Origin of the sequence: Rhodococcus sp. (in: high G+C Gram-positive bacteria), assembly GCF_049299235.1 — a bacterium.
In the GTDB taxonomy this organism is placed as follows: domain Bacteria; phylum Actinomycetota; class Actinomycetes; order Mycobacteriales; family Mycobacteriaceae; genus Rhodococcus.
In genome coordinates this window covers 1-23012 of record NZ_JBAQXC010000325.1, presented here as the reverse complement: position 1 = coordinate 23012, position 23012 = coordinate 1, and the positions used below count along the sequence as shown (strand labels likewise).

Annotated in this window: 23 protein-coding genes; 11 read left to right on the top strand and 12 right to left on the bottom strand. The window is 66.4% G+C overall.

Annotated elements, in window-relative coordinates; translation table 11 throughout:
- On the top strand, positions 1-2017 hold a 2017-nt coding region (locus WAX14_RS20595), incomplete at its 5' end, for an SbcC/MukB-like Walker B domain-containing protein (protein WP_422629905.1).
- A 15-nt stretch (positions 2018-2032) separates the two neighbouring features.
- Here WAX14_RS20595 and WAX14_RS20590 read toward each other — a convergent pair.
- Complete coding sequence (locus WAX14_RS20590; protein WP_422629904.1) at positions 2033-3223, bottom strand: AI-2E family transporter; 1191 nt, start codon at positions 3221-3223, stop codon at positions 2033-2035.
- Positions 3224-3405: 182 nt separating this feature from the next.
- Here WAX14_RS20590 and WAX14_RS20585 point away from each other — a divergent pair, with 182 nt between their 5' ends.
- The 6 genes from WAX14_RS20585 (at position 3406) to WAX14_RS20560 (ending at position 9075) form a co-directional block, all read left to right on the top strand.
- Positions 3406-3885 carry a hypothetical protein gene (locus WAX14_RS20585; protein ID WP_422629903.1) on the top strand — a complete coding sequence of 160 codons (480 nt, stop codon included), beginning with the start codon at positions 3406-3408 and terminating at the stop codon, positions 3883-3885.
- 28 nt (positions 3886-3913) lie between these two features.
- The gene (locus WAX14_RS20580; protein ID WP_422629902.1) at positions 3914-4519 is read left to right on the top strand and encodes a class I SAM-dependent DNA methyltransferase; all 606 of its coding nucleotides are present in this window, start codon (positions 3914-3916) and stop codon (positions 4517-4519) included.
- A 12-nt stretch (positions 4520-4531) separates the two neighbouring features.
- Positions 4532-5623, top strand: coding sequence for a redox-regulated ATPase YchF (gene ychF / locus WAX14_RS20575; protein ID WP_422629901.1), 1092 nt, complete (start codon positions 4532-4534; stop codon positions 5621-5623).
- 10 nt (positions 5624-5633) lie between these two features.
- Positions 5634-7277 carry a recombinase family protein gene (locus WAX14_RS20570; RefSeq protein WP_422629900.1) on the top strand — a complete coding sequence of 548 codons (1644 nt, stop codon included), beginning with the start codon at positions 5634-5636 and terminating at the stop codon, positions 7275-7277.
- Between the two features lie 109 nt (positions 7278-7386).
- Positions 7387-8331 (top strand): DNA adenine methylase, encoded by a 945-nt coding sequence (locus WAX14_RS20565; protein ID WP_422629899.1) that lies wholly within the window; start codon positions 7387-7389, stop codon positions 8329-8331.
- Between the two features lie 30 nt (positions 8332-8361).
- A complete protein-coding gene (locus tag WAX14_RS20560; RefSeq protein ID WP_422629898.1) occupies positions 8362-9075 on the top strand; it encodes an HNH endonuclease in 714 nt (237 codons plus the stop codon).
- A gap of 58 nt (positions 9076-9133) precedes the next feature.
- Here WAX14_RS20560 and WAX14_RS20555 read toward each other — a convergent pair whose 3' ends face one another.
- The 6 genes from WAX14_RS20555 to WAX14_RS20530 form a co-directional block, all read right to left on the bottom strand.
- A complete protein-coding gene (locus tag WAX14_RS20555; RefSeq protein WP_422629897.1) occupies positions 9134-9688 on the bottom strand; it encodes a hypothetical protein in 555 nt (184 codons plus the stop codon).
- Complete coding sequence (locus tag WAX14_RS20550) at positions 9600-10787, bottom strand: relaxase/mobilization nuclease domain-containing protein (protein ID WP_422629896.1); 1188 nt, start codon at positions 10785-10787, stop codon at positions 9600-9602. The genes WAX14_RS20555 and WAX14_RS20550 overlap by 89 nt, the downstream gene beginning before the upstream one ends.
- Complete coding sequence (locus WAX14_RS20545; protein WP_422629895.1) at positions 10784-11215, bottom strand: hypothetical protein; 432 nt, start codon at positions 11213-11215, stop codon at positions 10784-10786. The genes WAX14_RS20550 and WAX14_RS20545 overlap by 4 nt, the downstream gene beginning before the upstream one ends.
- A 178-nt stretch (positions 11216-11393) precedes the next feature.
- The gene (locus WAX14_RS20540; RefSeq protein ID WP_422629894.1) at positions 11394-11705 is read right to left on the bottom strand and encodes a hypothetical protein; all 312 of its coding nucleotides are present in this window, start codon (positions 11703-11705) and stop codon (positions 11394-11396) included.
- Between the two features lie 99 nt (positions 11706-11804).
- Positions 11805-14315, bottom strand: a complete 2511-nt coding sequence (locus WAX14_RS20535; protein ID WP_422629893.1) for a hypothetical protein — start codon at positions 14313-14315, stop codon at positions 11805-11807.
- Between the two features lie 506 nt (positions 14316-14821).
- Positions 14822-15181 (bottom strand): helix-turn-helix domain-containing protein, encoded by a 360-nt coding sequence (locus WAX14_RS20530; RefSeq protein ID WP_422629892.1) that lies wholly within the window; start codon positions 15179-15181, stop codon positions 14822-14824.
- Positions 15182-15922: 741 nt separating this feature from the next.
- Here WAX14_RS20530 and WAX14_RS20525 point away from each other — a divergent pair.
- The gene (locus WAX14_RS20525; RefSeq protein ID WP_422629891.1) at positions 15923-16354 is read left to right on the top strand and encodes a putative quinol monooxygenase; all 432 of its coding nucleotides are present in this window, start codon (positions 15923-15925) and stop codon (positions 16352-16354) included.
- Between the two features lie 436 nt (positions 16355-16790).
- On the opposite strand, the gene WAX14_RS20520 is transcribed toward WAX14_RS20525, so the two are convergent.
- On the bottom strand, positions 16791-17402 hold the full coding sequence (locus tag WAX14_RS20520; RefSeq protein WP_422629890.1) for a TetR/AcrR family transcriptional regulator: 612 nt from the start codon (positions 17400-17402) through the stop codon (positions 16791-16793).
- A gap of 58 nt (positions 17403-17460) precedes the next feature.
- Here WAX14_RS20520 and WAX14_RS20515 point away from each other — a divergent pair, with 58 nt between their 5' ends.
- Complete coding sequence (locus WAX14_RS20515; protein ID WP_422629889.1) at positions 17461-17934, top strand: cupin domain-containing protein; 474 nt, start codon at positions 17461-17463, stop codon at positions 17932-17934.
- Positions 17935-18085: 151 nt separating this feature from the next.
- On the opposite strand, the gene WAX14_RS20510 is transcribed toward WAX14_RS20515, so the two are convergent.
- The 3 genes from WAX14_RS20510 to WAX14_RS20500 form a co-directional block, all read right to left on the bottom strand.
- The gene (locus WAX14_RS20510; RefSeq protein WP_422629888.1) at positions 18086-18676 is read right to left on the bottom strand and encodes a GNAT family N-acetyltransferase; all 591 of its coding nucleotides are present in this window, start codon (positions 18674-18676) and stop codon (positions 18086-18088) included.
- Positions 18673-19278 (bottom strand): TetR/AcrR family transcriptional regulator, encoded by a 606-nt coding sequence (locus tag WAX14_RS20505; RefSeq protein WP_422629887.1) that lies wholly within the window; start codon positions 19276-19278, stop codon positions 18673-18675. The genes WAX14_RS20510 and WAX14_RS20505 overlap by 4 nt, the downstream gene beginning before the upstream one ends.
- Before the next feature lie 233 nt (positions 19279-19511).
- Entirely contained in the window at positions 19512-20381 is an 870-nt protein-coding gene (locus tag WAX14_RS20500) for an alpha/beta fold hydrolase (protein WP_422629886.1), read from the bottom strand.
- Between the two features lie 156 nt (positions 20382-20537).
- Here WAX14_RS20500 and WAX14_RS20495 point away from each other — a divergent pair, with 156 nt between their 5' ends.
- Positions 20538-21083, top strand: coding sequence for a helix-turn-helix domain-containing protein (locus WAX14_RS20495; RefSeq protein WP_422629885.1), 546 nt, complete (start codon positions 20538-20540; stop codon positions 21081-21083).
- A gap of 468 nt (positions 21084-21551) precedes the next feature.
- On the opposite strand, the gene WAX14_RS20490 is transcribed toward WAX14_RS20495, so the two are convergent.
- On the bottom strand, positions 21552-22331 hold the full coding sequence (locus WAX14_RS20490) for an alpha/beta fold hydrolase (protein ID WP_422629884.1): 780 nt from the start codon (positions 22329-22331) through the stop codon (positions 21552-21554).
- A gap of 80 nt (positions 22332-22411) precedes the next feature.
- On the opposite strand from WAX14_RS20490, the gene WAX14_RS20485 reads away from it, so the two are divergent.
- On the top strand, positions 22412-23012 hold a 601-nt coding region (locus WAX14_RS20485; protein ID WP_422629883.1), incomplete at its 3' end, for a condensation domain-containing protein.

Below are 23012 nucleotides of genomic sequence, written 5' to 3'. Positions count from 1 at the left end.
CTCGACGACCGCGGCGGCAGCGTTGCGGGCGGCGACCGATGCTGCCGCCGTGCTGTCCGATGACGACGACGGGCGTGCCTTGCTCGACGAACTGCCCGAGCGTCCGGAGGACAGCGATCGGGACCGGATCCGGCCGCACGAGCAGCGATGGTCCGCGGAGATCGTGCGACTCGACGACCTCATCGCGCAGCAGCAGCGCCTCGCGATCCTCGACGACGAACGGTCCCGACTGGACGCGCGGCGCAGCGCACTCGCCGCGGACACCGAAGGACTTACCGCGCAGCGGGAAACGTTGCCCGCGCGCCGCACGGAGGCCGACTCCGCCGTCCGAGGCGCGGAACAGGCAGCCGCATCGCTGCCCGGGCTCGTCGCGTCCCGCGATCGCGCCGCCGATGCGGTCGCCGCCGCTACCGAACTCACCTTGCGCGGTGCCGAACTCGAACGACACGAGCAGCGCGTCGTGGAGTTGCGTACTGCGCACCTCGATGCCCGAGCGGCGCTGCTCGACATCAGGGAGCGCCGAATCGCTGGTATGGCAGCCGAATTGGCATCCGAACTCGTCGACGGCCGCGAATGCGGGGTCTGCGGATCCACCGACCATCCCGCGCCGGCGCAGCCAACGCAGGACATCGTCACCAAAGCGGATGAGGACACGGCCCGCGAGACCGAACAGCGTGCCGGCACCGCGCTCGCCGACGCAACCGATGCGGTCGCCGAATCCGCGAATGTTGTTTCAGCCCTGCGGCAACGATGCGGCGACCGACCGGTGGGCGAACTCGCCGCCGAACTCGAGACGGCCACGACCGAGCACAGTACGGCGGCCGCGCGGGCCGCCGCGCTCGATCGACGCCGCGCACAGGTAGACGAACTCGAACGGCTCGACACCGACCTGAAGGACCGACTGCGCGCCACGCAGGCCGAGGTAGCCGAGGTCGCGCAGGCCGACGCGGTCGCTGCCGCCGAAGTGCAGGAGATCCGGACGCGCATAGACGCCGCGGTCGGGGACGAGGGTTCGCTCGCGGATCGTCGTGCGCGACTGGCGGTGCTCGCGTCTGCCGCGACCGAACTGCTCGACCTGAGGGTCGCCGCCGCCCGCGCGTGTGCCTACGCCGACGAGCGGGCCGACGACGCCGTGCGGGCCGCCACCGAGGCCGGTTTCGACGACCTGGAGGCCGCGCTGGCCGCAGTCCGAACAGACACGCGCCTGACCGAGATCGACGCGATCGTCCGGGCCGCGGAGGAGACCCGCGCAGTCATGACGGCCACCCTCGCCGAACCCGAGATCGCTGCGCTCACCGGAGCCGAGACGGTCGACGTCGCGGCGCGTCGCAGCGCGGCGACCGTCGCCGCCGATCAACTGCACGTGGCGCTCGGCGCGGCGGCGGAAGCCGAGCGACGGCTCGCGGACATCGACACGTACACGATGCGACTCGAGCGGGAGAACGCGACGCTCCTGCCGTTGCGCGCCGAACAGAACGAACTGGCCGGGCTGGCGGATGTGGTCGCGGGAGGCGGCCAGAACGCTCGGAAGATGTCGCTGCGTTCGTATGTGCTGGCGGCTCGGCTCGAGGAGGTCGCGGAGGCGGCGTCGGCACGTCTGCGTCGTATGTCGGGTGGGCGATACGAGTTCGTGCATTCGGATGCCGCGGGGAGCCACGGCAAACGGGGTGGGCTCGGCATCGACATTCACGACGAATACACCGGGGTCGTCCGTTCGACGAAGACGCTGTCGGGTGGCGAGTCGTTCCAGGCGTCGCTTGCGTTGGCGCTCGGACTCGCCGACGTCGTCGCCGCCGAGTCCGGGGGGCTCGTCCTCGACACGATGTTCATCGACGAGGGGTTCGGCACGCTCGACGCGGACGCTCTCGACTCGGTGATGGGGGTGCTCGACGAGTTGCGTGCCGGAGGTCGTGTCGTCGGGGTGGTCAGCCACGTCGACGAGTTGCGCCAGCGCATCCCGAGTCGGCTGCACGTCGTCCGGGGTAGGGAAGGCTCGACCGTCGAAGTCGCGGGCTGAATCGCACGGGCGCTGTCAGGTCGGTTCGGGGGCCGATCCTTCTCCGGGAGCGGGCAGGGCGAGTGCGTCGTCCGTCGCGTTTGCCACTGCGTCGGCGTTGACGGCTTCGACGCGTTCGTCGATCTGTTCGCCGATGTAGCGGATCACCACTGCGGTCACCGCGGCGACCGGCACCGCGAGGAACGCCCCGACGATGCCGAACAGCGACGATCCGGCCGCGACCGCGAGCAGCACGATCACCGCATGCAGGTGCATACTCCGCGACTGCAGGACCGGTTGCAGCACATTCCCTTCCAGTTGCTGCACGGCGATGATGATGACCAGCACGATGATCGCGGTGGTCAGGCCGTTGGCGACGAGCGCGACGAGAACCGCCAGTGCGCCCGCGACGAACGCGCCGACAATCGGGATGAAACCGCCGATGAACGTGATGATCGCCAGCACCGGGGCGAGTGGAACCCCGAGGATCACCAGGCCGAGACCGATGAAGAACGCGTCGATGAAACTCACCAGCGCCTGGGTGCGGATGAACCCGCCGAGCGTGTCCCACATGCGGACCAGCACCGCTTCGAGGTGCCGTCCGGCACGGCCGCCGCCGACGGTGTGCAGCCACGGCACGAAGCGGGTGCCGTCCTTGATGAAGAAGAAGGTCAGGACCAGCACCAGGCCGAGAGTCACGAGCAGCGATCCGGCGGTGCTGACTCCGGAGAACACGCCGGTGGCGATGCTCGCGGCGCTACCTTGAACCTTCTCCACCACCACCTGAACGGCATTTTCGAGTTGCTCGTCGCGGAGGTTGAACGGCGGGCCCTGGATCCAGTCCTGCACCGTGTGGATGCCCTGGGTGGCTTTGTTGCCGAGTTCCGGTGCCTGCGCCACCACCGACGGCACGATGCCCGCGATGATGCCTGCGACGATCGCGAAGAACATCAGCAGGGTGATGAAGGCCGCCGCTGCGGGCGGGACGCGGCGTTTGATCATGCCGCGGGTGGGCGGCCACAGGATCGTCGAGACGACGATCGCGAGGGCGACCGGCAGCACGATCACCCACATCTTCTCGATGATCCAGCCGAGGACAACTGCGCCTGCCGCGATGACGACGACGCATGCCGACACCTTGGCCAGCCAAATGCCGCCCGCGCCGATGATCGCGCCCCGATCGGCGGGGCGCGCGGACTCGGGGGGAGTGGACTTCGCTTCGCTCAACGGGGGTCCTTCCGGTGGCCGTGTCACGCCAATCTAACGGAGCGGACGCCGAGTGCGCCGGATACGTGATGATGCGTCGGACGCGGCGGTTCGTCTGCCGATGCTGCCGGGGTCGGGCGTGTACCTGCGGAATTCGCAGAAACAATCCGTCCACTGGATCGCCGCGTGGGATCCTCGTGTGCATGAGCACACCACGCAGGGGAGCGCGGATCCGCAGGTCCGTCCCGGCTGTCGTCGCTGTCGTCGCGGTCGCATGCACGCTCGCGGCGTGCAGCACCGACGACGACACCCCGGCCGGGGAACAGTTGCAGTCGTCGGTGGGCGCGGTCGTGACGAGTGTCCGGGAGCAGGCCGAGGGCGCGGTGTCGTCGGTGCAGAGCGTTGCGTCGAGCGCCGCGGAGCAGGCCGGCGTCGCAGTCGATCAGGCGAAGCTCAGCGCGTTCGTCGGCACGTTCCGCACCGCCTACCCGAACCTGGCGGCCGATCGGGAGACACAGTCGATCGAAAAGATCGTCACCGACACCTGCCCGATGATCGCGGACGGGTCGCCGCAGGAGGACATCAACGCGACCGTCCAGGAACTCGCCACCAACGGGTCGACGGTGCCGACCGACGACCAGGCGGCCCGCATCGCGCAACTGGTTTCGGTGGCCTGCCCGTAGCGACGTCGGCTGTCGGTAGCGTCGGGACATGAGCACCCGATGGCAGACCGAACGCAGCGCCGACGATTCCCGCGCCTATATCGAACGGTTCGCGGACCTCGAGGCCTCCGGCGCCGATCTGCACGGTGAAGCCCGGTTCGTCGACGTCGTGCTCGGGCGTGGAAGCCGCGTCCTCGACGCCGGGTGCGGCACCGGCCGGGTCGGACTCGAGCTTGCCCGTCGTGGCCATCACGTGACGGCCGTGGACCTCGACCCGGTGCTGGTCGATCAGGCCCGCACCCACTCCGAGTTGACCGTGCACCGCGCGGATCTGGCGACCTTGAATCTTCCGGGGGAGCCGTTCGACGCGGTCGTCGCGGCAGGCAACGTGATGGTGTTCCTCGAACCGGGCAGCGAACGGCGCGCACTCGCCGCGATCGCGGCCCACCTGCGGCCCGGCGGCGTGTTCGTGGCCGGGTTCACCACCCGCAGTGCCTACCGGCCGGAGCAGTTCGAAGCGGATCTGGAGGCCGTGGGATTGGTGCTCGAACAGCGGTTCGCGACGTGGGACCTGCGGCCCTGGCACGCCGACGCGGACTGGCTCGTCGCCGTCGCGCGTCGTGCGGATGACAGCACCCGCGGGTCGAGCACGTAGACTGCTGATTCCGTGAGCCTTACTCTCGGAATCGTCGGACTTCCCAACGTCGGCAAGTCGACGCTCTTCAACGCGTTGACCAAGAACGATGTGCTGGCCGCGAACTATCCGTTCGCCACCATCGAGCCGAACGTCGGCGTCGTCGAACTGCCCGACGAGCGACTGAACCGGCTCGCCGAGATCTTCGGATCGGAACGCATCCTGCCCGCAACGGTGTCGTTCGTGGACATCGCCGGCATCGTCAAGGGCGCGTCCGCCGGTGAGGGTATGGGCAACAAGTTCCTCGCCAACATTCGTGAGGCGGACGCCATCTGCCAGGTCGTGCGCGTCTTCGACGACCCGGACGTCGTGCACGTCGACGGCAAGGTCGACCCGACGGCCGACATCGAGGTCATCGCGACCGAACTGATCCTCGCCGACCTGGAGACGATCGAGCGGGCGCTGCCGCGGCTCGAGAAGGAATCGCGCAAGAACAAGGAACTCGTCGCGCAGTTCGAAGAGACGAAGAAGGCGCAGGCGATCCTCGAAGACGGACGGACGGTGTTCGCCGCCCAGGCCGAGCTGCAGGCCGAGTTGCTGCGGGAGTTGCACCTGCTCACCGCCAAGCCGTTCCTGTACGTGTTCAACGCCGACGAGGCCGTGCTGACGAACGACGAACGCAAAACCGAACTGCGCGCGGCCGTCGCCCCCGCCGACGCGGTGTTCCTCGATGCGAAGGTCGAATCGGAACTCCTCGAACTCGAGGAGGACGAGGCGATGGAACTGCTCGAGTCGATCGGGCAGACCGAGGCGGGACTGAAGCAGTTGGCGCGCGCCGGTTTCCACACCCTCGGCCTCCAGACCTACCTCACCGCGGGCCCGAAGGAGTCGCGGGCGTGGACGATCCACAAGGGCGACACCGCACCCAAGGCCGCCGGCGTCATCCACACCGACTTCGAGCGCGGCTTCATCAAGGCCGAGATCGTGTCGTTCGCCGATCTCGATGTGGCCGGTTCGATGGCCGAAGCGAAAGCCAAGGGGCGGGTCCGCATGGAGGGAAAGGACTATGTCATGGCCGACGGTGACGTCGTCGAGTTCCGCAGCGGGGTGCCATCTAAGCGGTAGACTGGCCTTCATGGCCGCTACCAGCACAAACGCCAGAGAACCTACTCGCGCAGCGATCTACCTCCGGATCAGCCAGGACCGCGAGGCGGACGGGCTTGCGCTCAGTCGTCAGCGCGAGGACTGCGAGAACCTGGCCAAGTTCCGACGGTGGGAGGTCGTCAAGACCTACACCGATCAGTCGAAGTCAGCCACGGACAAGACCGCTGTCCGGCCCGACTACGACGCCATGATCGCCGACTACGAGGCCGGGGCGTTCGAGGCGATCATCTGTTGGGATCTCGACCGACTGACCCGACAGCCCCGGCAGCTCGAAGACTGGATCGACCGGGCCGAGGAACGTGGCCTGGCTCTGGTGACCGCGAACGGTGATGCGGACCTGAGCACCGATGGCGGCCGCATGTACGCCCGGATCAAGGCCGCGGTTGCCAGAGCCGAGATGGAACGGAAGTCGGCCAGGCAGAAGGCAGCCCACCAGCAGCGCGCCCGGCAGGGGAGAGCGCCCAAAGGCGTGCGCCCGTTGGGGTACGACACCGCTGGCCACCAGATTGCGGCCGAGGCGAAGGCTGTCAACGCGATCTACCGCGCCTTCAAAGACGACAAGGGGACGTTGCGAGGGATCGCCCGGGCGCTGTCCGGCCATCCCGACGAGCACCACGCGGACGTTCCGCAGCTCCCGCGCCACAGCTGGACGCTCAATGAGGAGCGCAACGCCCGTAGACGCCGGGAGAACAGGAAGCTCCCGAAGGAGAAGCAGCAGCCCTTGCGCAAACCGCCGTGCGCCCCAGACGCGCCGTGGCCAGAGAGTAGCGTCTTGGAGATCCTGCGGAACCCCCGGTATGCGGGATACGCCGTCTACACGCAGAAGAAGGACCGGCGGCAGGCCGTCGCCGAGAACGCAGAGAAGCAGGCCCGACTCGACAACGGCACAGCCACCGACGAGGACAGGCAGCGCGGCCGGCGCCGATCGTGGCGCGATCAGATCGTCACCGATGACGACGGCCAGCCGATCATGGGGCAGTGGGAACCGATCATCGACGTGGAGACGTGGAAAGCGGTACAGCTCAAGCTCGACGACCACAGCCGGGTGACGAACAACGGCAGCACGCGACGCAAGCACACGGGGTCAGGTCTGTATCTGTGCGGGGTCTGCGGGCTGCCCGTACGCGGGTCATCCCGCGGCTACCGGTGCCGGACAGAGGGCCACGTCAACCGCACCGGCGCGCCCATCGACGAGTACGTCATGGAGAAGGTCGCCGAACGGCTGGCTACCGCGCCGGAGGCTAGCGCCACCGTGCCCGCGAGCGACTCGCCGCAGCTGGCCACAGTCGTCGCCGACCTCGACGGGCTGCACGCCCGTATCCAGCGGGCAGAGAAGGACTACGCGGCCGATCTCATCGACGCCGCAGACCTGAAGCGGGTCCGAGATACTGCCCGCACGGAGATCGAGCGCCTCGAACGCGAACGGCTGGAACTCTCGCGCAACGCCGCCACGGTGCCCCTGCTCGGAACGTCAGACCCGGCCGGATTGTTCAAGAGTGCAGACCTCGAAGGCCGTCGCCGGATTGTCGACATCATCGCCACCGTCACGCTGCTTCCAGTACCTCAAGGCCGACGTGGATTCGACCCGAGCACTGTGCAAATCACCTGGAAATAGCCCAGTTATCCACAAGGTCCGCCAGCCGCGCTTGCCACTGACTCGAAAGAGCACAACCATGACGATTACAACCGACACCCGCTCGATCGCAACGACTCGGAGAACAACCATGACCCCACCACCGAACGTAGTCATCGAGCCGACCGTGTTTCCCAAGCACCCGAAGCTAGCCCGCTCTGGTGACGTGCAGCCGTTTCCATACCAGGGCAGCAAGCGCGCCCTGGCGTCCGCGATCATCCCGCTGATGGGTGAATCGGTGCGCGTCGTCGAGCCGTTCGCAGGCTCGGCGGCGCTCTCGATCGCCGCACGGCTGGCCGGGGTCTCCCACTCCGGCGTCATCGCCGACGTCAACGAGCCACTGATGGATCTCTGGCAGGCGATCATCGACGAGCCGGAGAACCTCGCCGACGATTACGAAGCGCTCTGGATCGAACAGCGCGAGGATCCCCGCGCCTTCTTCAACCTGGTTCGCGACCGCTTCAACGACACCCACCAGCCAGCCGATCTGCTGTACCTGCTCAACCGGATCGTAAAAGGCGCAGTCCGCTATGGCCGCGACGGCCGGATGAATCAGGGGGCCGACCACCGTCGGCTCGGTGCCAAGCCCACCACGGTCCGCGCCCGAGTCACCGGTGCCTCCCGGCTCATGCAGGGCACTGAGGTCATCGCGGCGCCCTACGAGCAGGTGCTTTCCAAGGTCGACCCGGCCACCGACGTCGTGTACATGGATCCGCCGTACCAGGGCACCAGCACCTCACCTGACCATCGCTACATCGCCAACCTCCAGCGTGAAGCGTTCGAGGACGAGCTGCGCAAGCTAGTTGACAACGGTGTCCGTTTCATCGTGAGCTACGACGTGATCACCGACGATGCCAAGTACGGCGACCCGCTGGACGAGTCGCTGGGCCTCAAGCACCTACACGTCGCCGCCGGGGCATCCGCCCAGGCGACTCTGCTCGGCCGTAAGCAGCTCAGCGTCGAGTCGCTCTACCTGTCGCCCGTACTCGCCGAGAACCTCGACACCGACAGGCTGGCAGCGGCCACATTGTTCTGACGCGCACCGAGCGGCACTTACACTCGACGGGTGGCAAAACAAGCACCGGTCGAGCTAACAGCCGAAGAGATCGAATGGCTCAAGTCCGTTCCGATGTCCAGGCGGGCCCGTGTCGTCCGTGACCACATCCTCGAGCACGGGTCGATCAATACCAAGGAACTCTCGGAGATCTACGGCTACACACACCCGCCCCGGGCCCGCGGTGACTTGCAGGACGCGGGCGTCGGCGTCGGATCACGACGGGTCAAGGTCGACGGCAAACAGATAGCGGAGTACTACTTCACCGGTGCGGCCAACAAGAACGCAGCCGGGCGGGTCGTCATCCCCAAACCCTTCGCTGACGAGCTCAAGGAGCGGGCCGACTACCGGTGCGCGATCTGCTCGGGCGTCTTCGCGGGCCGCGAGTTGCAGGCCGACCATCGCGTGCCCTTCATGATCGGCGGCGACAAGCCGACCTTCGAGTTCATCGATTTTATGCCACTGTGTGCCAGCGACAACCGTGCCAAGAGCTGGTCTTGCGAACACTGCGAGAACTGGACGGCGCAAGACGTCGAGATGTGCGAGACCTGCTTCTGGGCGCGCCCGGAGGACTACGAACACGTTGCAGGTAGCTCGGAACGTCGGCTATCGCTGACATTCCAGAACGACGACGTAGCAATCTACGACCAGCTCGCAGAAGAAGCCTTAGCGACCAGCCGAACAATCCAGGCTGAAGCAATTGAGCGACTCGCTGACGGCAGCTGAGCGCGTTGCAACGCGCTCCCATCGACCGGCCGCAAGCGGTAGGCCGATGGACTGATCACTACACTCGGTCCCCACGACGCCAGCCGCCCACGACGCCGTACACCCAGACCAGCGAGCGCCATAGCCCCCACAGGGCGGCACCCACAGCCATGACGAACAGCAGCCCCTTCGAGATCAGTTCCAGCTTGGAACCGTCGGTGGTAACCAACTCCCAGGCATAGAAGACACCACCCACGAGAACCGTCCAGCCCATCAGGAGCGCGGCGGCCGGGACCAGCGCTAGCACGAACGCGCCCAGTGCGTCCCAGTACCGCCGTGCGGCCACCTTGTCGGCAGCGGCCACTAGCCTCTCGACACGGGCGGCCCTCACCTTCTCCCGGTCGTCCATCGCCTTCTCGGCCTTGTTGACGACGGCGGTGGCCACCGTCCGGATCTCCTTTGCGGCGGCGGCCCTCACACCATCAACGGCACCGGCGGCCTCCTCGGCAGCGTCGGCAGCTTTCCGGGCGTCGGTAGCGGCCCGGTTACTGGCCGAGGTAATACCCTTCGCTTCGCTTTTGAGTTCCGTCGTGGCCCTGGCCAAGTCCTTGCCACTGACGCTGTCGGCGAGCACGCTCAGCGTTTTCTCGATCTCGTCGAGCCTTTGCCGTACGGGCTCGATCGCGGATGCCGCGCTGGATGGCGGCGGACTGCTGGGTCGCTGCTGCTCCATCATCGTCAGCCGTCCGGACAGGCTCCGCGTGTCGCTGCTCTGCTTCTCGATGAGCTTGTTGATCGCGGTCGTCAGCCCGGCGACGTGTTCCTCGACGCGGCTCTGGCGAGTCATCAACTCGCGCAACAGCTCCAAGTTCTCGGCGCTCGTCTGCGCGGCCTGGTCCTCGTTCTTCATGTCGTTGAGCAACGGCATTCGTCTGCCCCTTCATCTTGTTCTCGCTGTGGTAGTTGAAGATCTCGTCAGCACTCTCCGCGCTGAAGTCGGGGGAGAGCGCCTTGCCGGACTTCGACAGAAGCTTCCCGTTCTGGTGACGCATTTTGTAACGGTGCTCACCGCTCTTGGCCACGCTGAACTTCACGTCGTGTTCAGCCAGCACAGCCTTGTACGCCCCGCGGTCAGTCGAGCGCGGGTCACGCAGCGATGCTGCGATCTTGTCGCCTAAAGTCCGCTCGAAGCTGCCAGCTTCGTACTGCTCCCGCTGCAACGACCAGTCGACCTTCGCTTGCATTGGGGAGTCGAGAACCTGACAGCCCTCACGTTCCATCAAGGCATCGTTGGCCTGGCGGACGCCCTTCGCCCACGAGGTGTTCCGCTGCAACGATTTACCCGTCAGGAGGTCGTTGTTGCAGACGTAGATGTGGTTGTGGAGATGACCACCCCGGCTGTCGGCGTGGGTCACCACGAGGTAGTCCGCGCTGTGCATATCCTCGGCGAGCTTGCGGCCAAGATCATTGACCCGCTTGACGTCGTCGGGGTTGTTCACATCGAACTCGTCAGGTGAGAAGTTCTGCGTGTAGCTATACAGCTCGACCTTGCGCCCGTGGTCTTCACACCGCGCGATGAACTCGGCAGGGTTGTCGACGGAGGAGGAGAGCGCGGCGGCGCGGCTGGTACCGCGCCGCCGGTGCTCTTCCTTCAGCTGGCCGCTGTCGCCGTAGAGGGCATAGTCCACGCTGGTCTGTGCCGATTGCGACGAACGGACGTTGACGGTACTCACAGCCGGGTCCGATCCCCGGCGTCAGCCCGCAGTGCTTCGACGGCAGCGATCACCGGAGCGAGAGCCTTCTCCCGGCCGGGGTCGGTGAGCAGGGCCAGAGCATTGTCGAGCGCGGCGGCCCGCTTGTCGTCGAGCTGGCCACCGTCGCGGAGCAGATCCCGGATCTCGGTGAGCAGCTTGACCGCCAGCTCATCGCGCCGACGCTCACGCCAGAGCACCGAGCCAGCGCGCCGGAGTTGCTCGACCAGAGCGGCCTGCACCGGGTCCGGCCGCCGCGCAGCGGCGCGATGAAGCCGCTCGACTTCATCGCGCCGAACGTCGAGCCCGTCGCGCGCCAAGGCGCGCAACCACGCGCCGGGCTTGACGCCCAGCGCCGCCCCGCGCGCGTCGATTGCCGCCCGCTCCGGAACGCTGAAGCGCACAGTCACGCGGGCGGACAGCCGGTCCGACGTGCACGCGGGATCTGCGACACTTTCCCCACGGCCAGCAGGGTAATTGTCGGACAACGCTTCGCGTCGCCCGCCAATTACCACGCCCCCGTCCTCCTTCGCTTCGCTCAGTCCGGGCGGGGTCTCTGCTTCCTCGCCCGCCATGCGGGCAGCGGTATTACTGGGCATGACCAGCACCGCCCCAACCGGTTCCACCGAACCCGGCCGACGCCGGGGCAGGCGGCTCCTCCGTCACCGCCGGCCCGTCGGCCGGAGCGTCATCAGTGGGGAACAGCTCATCGCGGATGACCTTGAACTCGGCGGTGAAGGCAGCGCGACCGTCACCGATCTTGGAGTACAGGCGCTTACCGAGCTTGGCCGCTTCGCGGGCGTCCTTCGCCTTCTGCTTCTGCTTCAGTTCGGCGACGCGGGCCTCGGCCTCGGCTAGCAGCTCGTCGAGGTTCTTACGGGTGTTCTTGTTGTCGGTCATCAGATTTCCTCTCATTGGTTGCCGGGTGCTTCCCAGCCGGAATTGGGGGTAGGGCGCGAGGACTTCAGGCGGCGCGTTGGGCACGGTCATAACCCCCGATCACCAGTCGGGGAGGCCGTCGACGACCTCAGCGAGCGCGTTCAGATCGGCGTCGGCCAGCACCCGAGCCCGACGGTCGCGCTTACTCATGTGCTCCCACTGAGCGCGTGTGAAATCACCAAGCCCGAGCGACGACAGGTAAGCGATCTTCTGGGCCACCGGGACGCGCGATGCCAGCACCGGGACGGCGATCAGACCTTCCTTGTGCGCGGCCACCAGCTCAGTCAGAAGTGCGGACTCGACCGTCCGGATACGCCGGCCGACGGCGCTGTCGTAGCGGCGCTTCCACGTCTTCATGTCGGAGACCGTGCGCAGGGTTCCCGTCGGCCGATCCTCGCCCGTAGTACCGGGGCGCATAGAGGCGATGTGACGGGCGATGTCCCGCCCACGCGAGTAGTCAACGACCGTCCCCCACGCGGTGGTGCCGTAACCGGCCACCTCATGCCCACGGACCTCGTCGGCCCGCAGATCATCCAGCAGCGGCTGACGCTTCATATCGAAATCGAGAGACATAGCGGGCGTCCGGTGGACCCGGCCGAAGTCGAGACGGTCGGCGGTGCGAGACAACTCCCGGAACGACGGGAACGAGGTGTACGCGTTCAGGATCTTCCCGTCACGGGAGGCAGCCGTGTCGAGGAACCACTCGCGCTCAGCGACAGACCCGCCACGCTCGATGCCGTCAGGCGTCTTCAGCCCGGCCCTGGCCAGTACGCCGCCCGGCGACAGGCTGACGTTGCCGCGAGTCGTCAGATTGACCAGGTCACCCTGCCGGTGCTTCACCTCCCAGACCGACGGATCACCGGCCAGTGCTTCACGCGACGAACGGAACACCTCAGCCAGTCCGAAGGCGTCGCAGCGCTCGACGTCGGCTTCAGGGGTGATGAATCCGTCGGTCGTCACGCTCAACAGGTCGACCTGGTTGGCCATGCCGAGCAGGAACGCGCGGACCAGGCTGGTGATCATCGCGGCGTGATACGGCGATGTCACGGCAGACCCGCCGATCGACTCCATTTCCTCAGCCCAGGAGTTCCAACCACGACGTTCGGCGACGTCCTGCGCGAGCTTGCCGTAGCAACTGTTGGTGGCCACCTTGATCATCAGCTCGACGAGCGAACCCTTGCCCCAAACCTGCTTGGCCGCAGCGCGATCGGCGACCATCTGCTGTACTGCAGAGCGCATAGACCGGGAGGGCTCGCCGCCATGCTCCAGCACGCGCAGCCGATACCCGATCTGGACATCGACGCGAGCGCCGAGCTTGAGAGCCAACAGCAGTTCGGGGCCACAGCACCACGCCCCCTCGAACGAGTCGAACTCGACAGCGGCCATTCCCTCGCCCTGAGCGGCGCCGATGCCGTACGAGGTTCGCGGGTAGATGATCGACTGACCGACCTGAACCGGCAGGCACGGTTCGACGCCTTCAGGGAACTCCCAACTGGCGTAGGCGACCAACGGAGTGGCGAACCCCAGCGGGAAGTCGCCGACGGACAGCGCCCGGTCCTTGATGACTTCCTCGATACACCCGCGCTCGAAGTCGACGTCGACGACGGCCGCCATCGCAGATGGATACGCCGACTGGATGTCGTGGTCGTACGTCGTCGTCGGGAAGTAGCCGACTTTCAAGCAACTGTTCCAACCGCCGTGGAAGGACTTCTTGAAGGCGGAGTGGACCTGGTTGGCGTCACCGTCGACCGGTGTCTGCGAGCGCACGGCGTAGTAGCTCAGACCGTCGTTGCTCACCTCCTGCCCCTCGTCCACGGACACCAGGCCCTGGAAGCGAGCTGAGAACTCCGCATTGCTGGAGACACCCAGGTAGCCCTTAATTCCCGCCCGCAGAGCATGAGCACCCCCGCCTGAGAGCGTCACCGGCGGCACGGCGTTGAGTCCCCAGAGCGCCGTCGAGTACTCCAGAACGATCGCGGCATCGTTCACGCCGTACTCCAGAAAGTCGGCGAGACGGTCACGGCGGAAGCCGGTCATGTCCTCGATGGCCTCACCGACATCGAGCTTCGGCACCCCGCACACTTCACCGAGCGACTTGAGGCTGTTGGAGCCGGCGGCGGCCTGACCCATCGTGTCCCGGACGGTGATGGAAAGCGGCAGGTACCGCTGGCTCGAACCGCGAGGACCGGAGATAGCCGCCATACGGATCGGCTTCAGCGACACCAGCCCACCGGACGCCGACGTCACCCGGCGCATGATGTCGTCGAAGCGGCCATCGCCCCGGCGACGACGGGGCCGGGCGAACGCCGTCAGGTCGGCCGGCAGGTAGTGGCCAGCGAGCACCAGACCGATACCGTGACGGCCGTAGAGAGCGCTCATGCTGGCGACGTAGTCACCGCCGACCCAGAAGTCCCGCCGGGCCACTCCGCGGGGATCGGGAAGACCGGCCGAACGCCACAGGCTGCTCTCACGGATCACGACCGCCAGGCAGTCGGCGATGGCCAGCGGACCGCCGTAGCTCCCGCCACCGTCGGCATGACGGACCGCTCCGTCGGCCAGCGGCAGCAGCACGATGTCGAAGCGGTGACCGGTGTCCTCGGGATCGAAGACCGAGAACTGGTAGCTGTCGATCGTCCGGCGACCGTCGACGTCGTAGGTGAACTCGGTGTCGTAGCCGATGACCGGGGCGGTCTGGTCAGTGCCCATCGCGCGCACGGTCGCGAGGTAACCGAACGAGACCTGATCAGGCTCCGGCGACGGCACGCTGTCCTGGCCATTCCGGCCAGGCCAGTCTGCCGTTCCCATAGGGGATTTTGGCCTGAAAGCATCGCCGCAGTTCGGAGCCTGTTTTTCGGCGTTCTCGCTGACAACGTTCCCGGGAACGTTGTCAGAATCGACCCTCGCAGCGGGCTGTTCCGACCCGCTCAGAGGCTGCTCAACGCGACGGACGAGGACAGCAGTATCGACGCCACTGACGAGCTCGCGATCGACGGTCCAGGGTGTACCGGCGACACCTTCCTCGACGCGTGCATACTCGGATTCCCATCCGTCACCGGATGGGGTACTCACGCGGTTCATCAGGCACCGACTGCCTGACGCCGGGCGAGCTGCTCAGTGAAGACCTTGGAGAGCGCACGGACCTGCTCATCGGAGAAGACCGGCGCCTGGGCAGCCACGGCTGACGCCGCTGCTTGCACGTCGTCGTAAGTCGGCGGCACTGCCCGCCGGGTCAACCGTTCGAGGTCGTACTTGCGGACACGCCAGGACCGACCAACCTTCTCGGCGGTCGGGAAGCGGCCTTCGTTGACGTAGCGGCGCAGCGTGGACCGTGCGCCATAGTGTTCGGCCTCAGCTTCGGAGAGCCAGAGCCAGCGGTACGGATCTTCGTGGCCGGATTCGACCTGAGGGGTATCAGCGTTCGAGGTCGCCAGTGTCATCGGAAATTCCCATGTTGGAATCTCCGGGAGGAGTACGTTGCCGGCTGCTTCCCTGGTTCACGGATAGCTACACCAGGACCTCGTAAGGACTGCCGCCGTAGCCGCAAATTCGCGTCTGAAGACGGTCGCTTATGCGTAGCGTGCAGTGACGACCACTATACCCCAACTCTCGACTGACCAGCGGGTATGCGCTCAGTTACACCAAACTTACGAAACGCGGTGGAGTTCCGGTTCAACGTGTAGGTGACTTTGCTCTGACGTCTATCTGCCTCGGTGCTGCCGATTTTCTGTCGCTGCTGGCGGCCGACGTCGGAGACGATCTGGCCGTGAACCGATGGCGGTGTATCGCGGTGCTCGGCCGCGGTCGTGCGGGGGCAAGTCGACTCTCGCCGCCAGCATCGCGCGACAGCATGATCTACCCCTATTCGAGCTTGATCGGCTGTTCTGGAAACCCGGACCTACGGCCACGCCACACGCGGAATGGACCGAGGTTCACGCTGATCTCATTGATAGGCCCGCGTGGGTCATCGACGGAACCTGTACGACACGTCGCTGGAGGATCGACTACGCGCGGCTGGGACGAGTCGGCCGAGACGCGGGAGCAGTCATGGCCCCCACCACGGATGCGGCCGGCTGCGAGATGAGTCGGACGGAGAAGGACGAGCCGTCATTATCACCAGCGGCACGTGGCCCAAGTTCGTCGCAGGTAGTCCCGACGACGTGCGTGCCACGCTGGAGCAGATGATCGAGGAGAATGGGGCCGACGAGCTCATGAAGATCATCGCCCGATGCGAGCATGCTCTCGACGTCGGCACGGTGCCCTCCGTCTATCTCGAGTGCACGGGCCGAGCCGCAATCGAGCCTCTACGAACCGAACGAAGGTGGACGGCATTGAGTGAGGTTGTCCTCAGCGGGCGATTGATCTGCGTGGATGAACGTGAGATCGCGATCGTCCGGAAACACTTGCCTGCCCATATCGAGCTGACGCTCGCCGAGGTGGGCTGTGTTTCGTTCGCGGTCCATCCGGCGTCGGACGACGGCGTCTGGCAGGTCGATGAGCGGTTCGTCGATGCAGCCGCATTCGAAGCGCACCAGCGTCGTGTCGCCTCGAGCGCATGGGGGCGCGCCACCGCAGATATTCAACGCGACTACATAATTCGCGGTGTGGAATAACTCGGTGTGCCGCGCACCGGTCGGACAACTGCGCACGGCCGGCGGCATCGCGCGGGTGGCACCTTGATCGGCGGATCGGCGGTACGTCCGTCGTCGGCCCGGGCGAGGCACTCGGCGATCAATGCGACGGCCGCCGTGTCGCCCGGGGCGGGTGAGGCCGACCGAGTCATCGCCCACCCGTCAGCAGCGTGAGGATCTCGTGCACTTCGTCGACCAGTGTTGCCGGATACGGTAGCGGCTCCGGGCGGTGCGCGGCCTTCTCTAGTCCGATCGTTGGATCCATGCTCGCCCAGACGACGTCGCCGCGGCCGACTGTGCCTTTCGCCGATCAGCCTCGTAGGCGGCGATGGCGGTTTCAGTGTCGGCGGCGAATGCCTGGTCGGCCTCGTTCAGTTCGTCCAGGTACTGTGATCGAGTTGCGTTCGCCGGGGCCGTGTCAGCGGCTTGATCGCCCGGGTGGGGGCTCCACGGCTGCCCGCTCGACGAGCGCGAGTGCTGCCCAGAGTTGAAGCGCACGTACGTCGTGCGAGTCGAGTCCGGCGACATCACTGAGCCACACGCGCGCCTCGATCCCGCAGACGCTCCGAATCGCGATGGCCAGTTGTCGGAGCGACTCCACACCGAGGGTTTCGCGCGACGGTTCGAGCGCTTCTTCCAGCCAGCCGATCGCGCGACCTTTGCGCAGCGGAAGTTCATGGTGCCTGTCGCCCAATGACAAGCGCAGCATGGCTCGTTGCTGGCTCTCGGTACGTTCGACCACGTCGATGATTGCGGACGTCACGGCGTGGACGCGATCGGCTGTATCTGCCGGTGGAGGCGAGGGCAGCAGCGAACGTGTCACGGTTTCGGGGAATGCGGCAGCCAGCAGTTCGGTCTGGGTCCGGAAGTACCGATAGGCCGTCGTTCGTGAGATGCCCGAGGCCTCGGCCACCTCCTCGACCGTCGGCGTTTCGCCACCTTCGATCAGCCGGCGAGCGGCAGTGAGCAGATCTTCGCGAGTGCGCAGCTTCTGCCGAATTCTTCCCGACTCCAGATAGTCGTCGCCCATGGCTTTCATGGTATCTGAGGATTATCATGGGACTGTAATCCCATGAAGGGAGCGTGGCATGCACACTTCAAAGGCCGGTGCGGTGGTGCGCCGTTCCGGCGAAGGTGAACGCCGCTGGTTCTTCGGCGGTGGAATCTGGACCTGGAAGCTCAGCGGGGCCGAGGCCCAGGATGGACTTCTTGTGGTGGAGGTCGAGTTGGACGGCGGGAAGCGGACGCCGCTGCACACTCACCCGATCGTGGAGTCGATGTGGGTGCTCGCGGGTTCCCTTCGGTTCCGGGTCGGCGACGACGACCACGTGCTCGACACCGGCGACTACATTTGGGTGCCGAGTGAAACCCCGCACGCATTCCTCGTGGAGAGCGAACACGCTCGCGTGCTTGTGATCCAACCCGGGTGTGAGTGTGAGGCGTTCTTCCGGGGTGCGAGTGAGCCGATGGACGGCTCGACCGAGCAAACAGACTTCGACTTGCTGGCAGCCAGTGCGGTGGCCCACGGCGGAATGACGATTGTGGGTCCTCCGCCCTTCTGAATACCGTTGAACGGCAAGTCGAATCGTGTCGACTCAGGTACACGGGTCGCTGGCGTGGGGCTCTTGATGTTTCTCGCTCGCCGCGGTGTCCAAGGGTGCGTGCCCCGCGGGGCGGAGGGTGTCGAGGCGTCGACGATGCTCGAGCTGTACTCTATTCGGCGGTCTTCCGGGTCATCGAAACATATGTCGAGAACCCGGCGCGTTTGGCGAACTTCACCGGACGCGTGTGTAATTCGCGGAAACCGAGCTTGCGGTAGAGCGCGAGCGCGGCGGTGTTCGTATCCTTGATGTCGCGGAGCACGAATTCCTCGTACGGCAATGTCAGCAATTGCTTCATCAGGGCGGTCGCGACACCTTGCTTCTGGAATTGCGGTGCGGTGGTCACGAAGCCTATCTCTGCCAGGCCGGGAGGTGCGTCGTCGTGCGTCCCGAGAAACTGGCTTCGGACGATGAAGTAGCTGATCAGTCCGTGCCAGCGTCCCAGCGCGTGCTGAAACTCGCGGCGACGCGGCTCGAAGCACTCCTGATCGCGTTCCGTTACGGTCGCGATCGCCGCCGGTTCCCCGTCGACCAACCCCACGTGGAAGCGCTCGAGGATGATCATGTGCTCGAAGGCGTCTGTCAGGACCCTCGGGTCTTTCGAGAAGAATGCGAAGTCTTCGGCAAATCCGTCGACGAGTACCTCGGCAATAGCCCGACGGGAGCCTTCGCCGAGTTCGTTGCCGCGCTTGATCTCGATCATGGGTTCCTCCCGGTGGTCAAGAGGCGTAGTACGACGTCGACGCCGGAGTCGGTCAATGCGTCCTGGATGACCAGGCGCATGCTCGCGATGCCGGACAGCATCGCGAAGTAGTACGCGGTCAGGTGCATTGGGTCGCCATCTGCGAACTGCCCGACGGCCTGCCCGCGTCGGACGAGCACGGCGAAGGCTTCCCATAGTGAGCGCTGGTCGGCCGCGAGTCGTGCCGCTGTCCCGGCCGGGTTGTCGCTCAGGAATCCTTGGTTGATCACGAGGTAGAACTCGGCGGCGCTTCGACCTCCTGCGAGGTCGGTGAGAAAGTCACGTGTGAAGCCGCGCGCCAACGTGAGCGGATCGCCCTCGCCCGAAAGCGTTTCGGATGCGGTCTCGAGACCGGTCGAGGCCTGCGTGAGTAGGTCGTCGAAGAGTGCCTCCTTGCTCGCATAGTGCCGGTAGATCGATCCGACGCTGAGGCCGGCCTCGTCCGCGATCTGTCGGATGTTCGATGCAGCGAATCCATGCCTGGCGAAGACGCGGATGGCGGCATCGACTATCGCCTGGCGCGTCGTCTCGCGCATGGCCTGGTTCTGTTCTGGTGCCCGCACGACGCCCTCCATAAAATGAACCTATGTTCATCCTAAATGGTGCGATAGTTGATCGCAAGCCGTGCTCGTCGCGAAGGGCCGGACAGGAGCGGACCGGTCGGACACATGCGCACGGCCGGCACCGCGCGGGTGGCACCTTGGTCGGCGGATCGGCGGTGCGTCCGTCGTCGGCACCACCTGGCTCGGTGCGCACGGCATGGGCGGGAGTGATTGTCGCCTAAGGTGTTTGGTGACTACTCCGCGGCGGTCTCGGATGTGGACTCGGGTGTGGACGTCACCGGCTGGGACCAGAATCGGTTGAGTGCGGTGGCCACCTGCGAGGGTTGCTCCAAGGCGGGGATTACCCGTGCGCCCGTGATCGTGACCTCGGATGCGCACGACATCTGCGCGACCACGGCACGTGCCTGTTCCGGTGTCCATTCACCACGATCGTCGGTGGTGACGAACAAGGTGGGGCAGCGTAATACCCGTGCTGCCCACAGGAGGTCGGTGCGATCGAGGATCGCCGACTGGATCGCGGTGATGGTGGCGTCGCTGCCGACCCGCGCGAGACATTCGTCGATCAACGCGACCGCTGCCGCATCGGACGTGCGGGTGGAGTCGGTCAAGATGGTCGACATGATGGCTGATCGGACCGGTCCACGTGGGCCGGCCATGCGATAGAGGGGCAGTAGTAGGCGTACCTTCAGTCGCAATGCGAGGCCGATCGGAAAGGTCGGTGCGCTGATGGCGGCGAGGCTGTGGATCAGATCGGGGCGGGTTGCCGCGAGTTCCATGCCGACGTGCCCGCCCCAGGCGTTGCCCAGCCAGTCGATCGGTTGTCCATCGAAATCGGCGGACAGTGCCGAAACTACTTGTGCGGCAGCCCGCGCGCAGTCGCTGATGCTCACGGGCGCGGCGAGTGCGTCGCTGGCGCCGCACGACGGGGCGTCGATCAGGAAGAAGCGTCGATCGGGGATGTGCGGTATCAGGCGGGACCAGCTCGACGAGTCGACGAACATGCTGTGCCAGGCGACGACCGGGCGTCCCTCGCCGATGCTGTGTACCGCGAGGTCGCCGAGATCGGTGTGGATGAATGTGGTGTCCCACGGGGCGGTGGTCATGGTGTGCTCGCCTTCCCTATTTTCGATTTACTCAGAGTAAACCTAAATTCGGAATCAACATACACTGAGTAAGGCGAAAATGGGTAGGCTGACCGGGTGGCGCGTGAGTACAGATCGAAACTCCGGGAACAACAGGCTCGGGCAAACCGTGACACGGTGATCGCGGCCGCAACGGAGATGTTCACGACTCGTGGCTGGGTAGCCACGACGATGGCGGACGTCGCCGTCGCCACGCACCTCACCAGGCAGACGCTCTACCAGCAGTTCGACGGAAAAATCGCGCTGCTCGACGCGTGCATCGTGCATGCCCTCGCCGGTGCGGACGGCACGCGGGTGCGCGAACAGGCGACGTTTCAGGCGATGGGCGTCGGCGACCGGGCGAGCCGGATAGGCGCCGCCGCACGCTGGCTGCGAGGAGCTCACGAGCGTTCGGCGGCCATTCAGCACGTCCTCGATCAGGCGGCGGTGACCGACGCTGCCGCGGCCGCCAGATTGGCGGAGCGGGAAGCGGTCCGCTGGAACGAGGTCGCACACGCGGCGACCCTGATCGTCGGGCACAGGCCGAGTGACGAGGTCGTCGATGCGGCCTGGGTACTGGCGAATCGACGCTGGTGGCTGTTGCTGGTCGGCGAACGAGGCTGGACCGGTGATCGGTGGGAAAGCTGGTTCGTGAGCACTGCCACCGCCACGTTCGCCCTCTGACTCGGGGCGCGATCACGGATCCGGATCATCGACCTGGCAGGCATCGTTGACGCCCTCACGCCTCGAGTGCGGTCGGGTTTCGGCACCCGCCGTCCGCACCCGACCGAATCGAACCGGAGATGTCGGGTGAAGTGATCTCGGTTGCGATGAGAGTGGGGGAGAAGGGAGCGGTCATGATCGACATCCTCAACCGGCTCGTCGACGACATCGAACAGCGCCTCGGTGACGACCTCGACGTCGACGAACTCTCGGCAGCAATGGGCCCGACGGGCTATCACGCACGCCGCATGTTCTCCGCACTCGCGGGCATGCCGGTGTCCGAATACGTGCGGCGGCGGCGCATGACCGTCGCTCCCGTCGCGACTGCGCCCAGGACCGTCGATCGTGTCGGTGATCGACCCGTGCCGAGGACTTCAGCACGGCGGCATGTGATCTCTGGTTCCCCGTCGAGCGGGCCTGAACGCCGGGCTATCCGAACCGCGCCACGTCCGCGCACAGGATGCTCGGCCACCGCGCCAGATCCGCCGGAGTTTTCGCGACCTCGAGTGTGGCCGAGGGCAGGAGTTCACGCAGCGCCTCGGCGGTGGACACCGGATGGCCGGGGTCCTCTATCCACGCGAGAATCGTTGTGGGAATCACGATTCCGGCGATGTGTTCGGGGTCGGGCAGGTCGCTCAGTGCGGCCCCGCGGAGCAGTGACGGAAGCAGACCCTCGGTCACGTCCGGCACCGTTTCGGGAGTCCCGACGGTGGCGGGTGGGCGGGGCAGGGCGAGGTCGGCGGCCAGGAATGCGGCGAGTCCCTGCCCTTCGACGACCGCGGCGTTGCGTCGATAGCTGTCGGCCTTGGCGGCGCGGGTGGCCCACGCGGTCGCCGGCACCAGCAGGGTCAGGCCACTGAACCGGTCCGGATCGCGGACGGCGGCGTGCAGCAGGGTTCCGGTGCCCATCGACGGGCCGACGCCGTGCACCCGCTCACCGGGGAACCAGTGGTCGAGCAGCCGCAGGAGATCGTCGGCCAGTACCTGCCAGCGGTAGTCGTCGGGAACCGGGCGTCCGGTCGAACGGCCGTGCCCCCGCGCGTCGTACCGGAGAAGCCGCGTTCCGCTGAGTCCACGCCCCAGATCGAGATCCATCAGGCGGTCGCGGCGGCGGCTGGACGTGAGGCCGTGGAGTTGCACCACCGGGTGCCCGCCCTCGTCGCTGAACTCCACGGCCAGTTCGGCTCCCGGAACACTGAAGGTCGGCACGGCGGCTCCTGGTGGGTCGGCGCTGGGGTGGGTCCTCGCTGAGGTCGGTCTTCGCTGCGGAAGGCGCCTAGGATACCGCCATGCGGCTCACTAACGTCGCGCACCTGCGCCTGCCCTTCGGTCGACTCCTCGGCTACGACGTGACCGACGGACACCGCGGTCGCTCACTTCCCGTCTCCTTCGATCAGCGGCGCCACGTCGGGGCCGGAGACCGCTCAGGATCGTGGATGGCCTTGTCGTTCCGGCTTTCCGAACCGATACCGACAGCAGACCTCGCGACCGCGTGGCTGGCGGTGATCGCACGGCACGGCACATTGCGGTCGGTTTTCTCTCCCGGTGACGACGGTGAACCGCAGTTGCACGAGACCGACATCACTCCCGGCGGTTGGGTCGAGCATCCGATCGCGCCCGGGCAAGCGGTCAACGACGCGCTGCGCGATGTCCTCGACCGGACGTGTTCGCCGTACGGTCGTCCGTCGCACCGACTGTGTCTGCTCGAGACCGCGGACGGGCCGACGGTGGTGATCGCCGCCGACCACGCACACGTCGACATGTGGTCGATGCTGCTGGTTGCCCGCGACCTTCTCACCGCGCTGGCCGCGGTCCGTGAGGGCCGGGCGCCCACGCTGCCGCCCGCTCCCGCTTTCGCCGAACACACCCGTGCGCTGCAGGACCGCCCGC

Excerpts from the sequence above, each read along its gene's own strand:
- WAX14_RS20500 (WP_422629886.1), bottom strand. The coding sequence starts at position 20,381 with ATGACCACCGCCCCGTGGGACACCACATTCATCCACACCGATCTCGGC.
- WAX14_RS20585 (WP_422629903.1), top strand. The coding sequence starts at position 3,406 with ATGAGCACACCACGCAGGGGAGCGCGGATCCGCAGGTCCGTCCCGGCT.
- WAX14_RS20540 (WP_422629894.1), bottom strand. The coding sequence starts at position 11,705 with ATGACCGACAACAAGAACACCCGTAAGAACCTCGACGAGCTGCTAGCC.
- WAX14_RS20520 (WP_422629890.1), bottom strand. The coding sequence starts at position 17,402 with ATGGGCGACGACTATCTGGAGTCGGGAAGAATTCGGCAGAAGCTGCGC.
- WAX14_RS20570 (WP_422629900.1), top strand. The coding sequence starts at position 5,634 with ATGGCCGCTACCAGCACAAACGCCAGAGAACCTACTCGCGCAGCGATC.
- WAX14_RS20580 (WP_422629902.1), top strand. The coding sequence starts at position 3,914 with ATGAGCACCCGATGGCAGACCGAACGCAGCGCCGACGATTCCCGCGCC.
- WAX14_RS20565 (WP_422629899.1), top strand. The coding sequence starts at position 7,387 with ATGACCCCACCACCGAACGTAGTCATCGAGCCGACCGTGTTTCCCAAG.
- WAX14_RS20515 (WP_422629889.1), top strand. The coding sequence starts at position 17,461 with ATGCACACTTCAAAGGCCGGTGCGGTGGTGCGCCGTTCCGGCGAAGGT.
- WAX14_RS20525 (WP_422629891.1), top strand. The coding sequence starts at position 15,923 with ATGATCGAGGAGAATGGGGCCGACGAGCTCATGAAGATCATCGCCCGA.
- WAX14_RS20510 (WP_422629888.1), bottom strand. The coding sequence starts at position 18,676 with ATGATCGAGATCAAGCGCGGCAACGAACTCGGCGAAGGCTCCCGTCGG.
- WAX14_RS20530 (WP_422629892.1), bottom strand. The coding sequence starts at position 15,181 with ATGACACTGGCGACCTCGAACGCTGATACCCCTCAGGTCGAATCCGGC.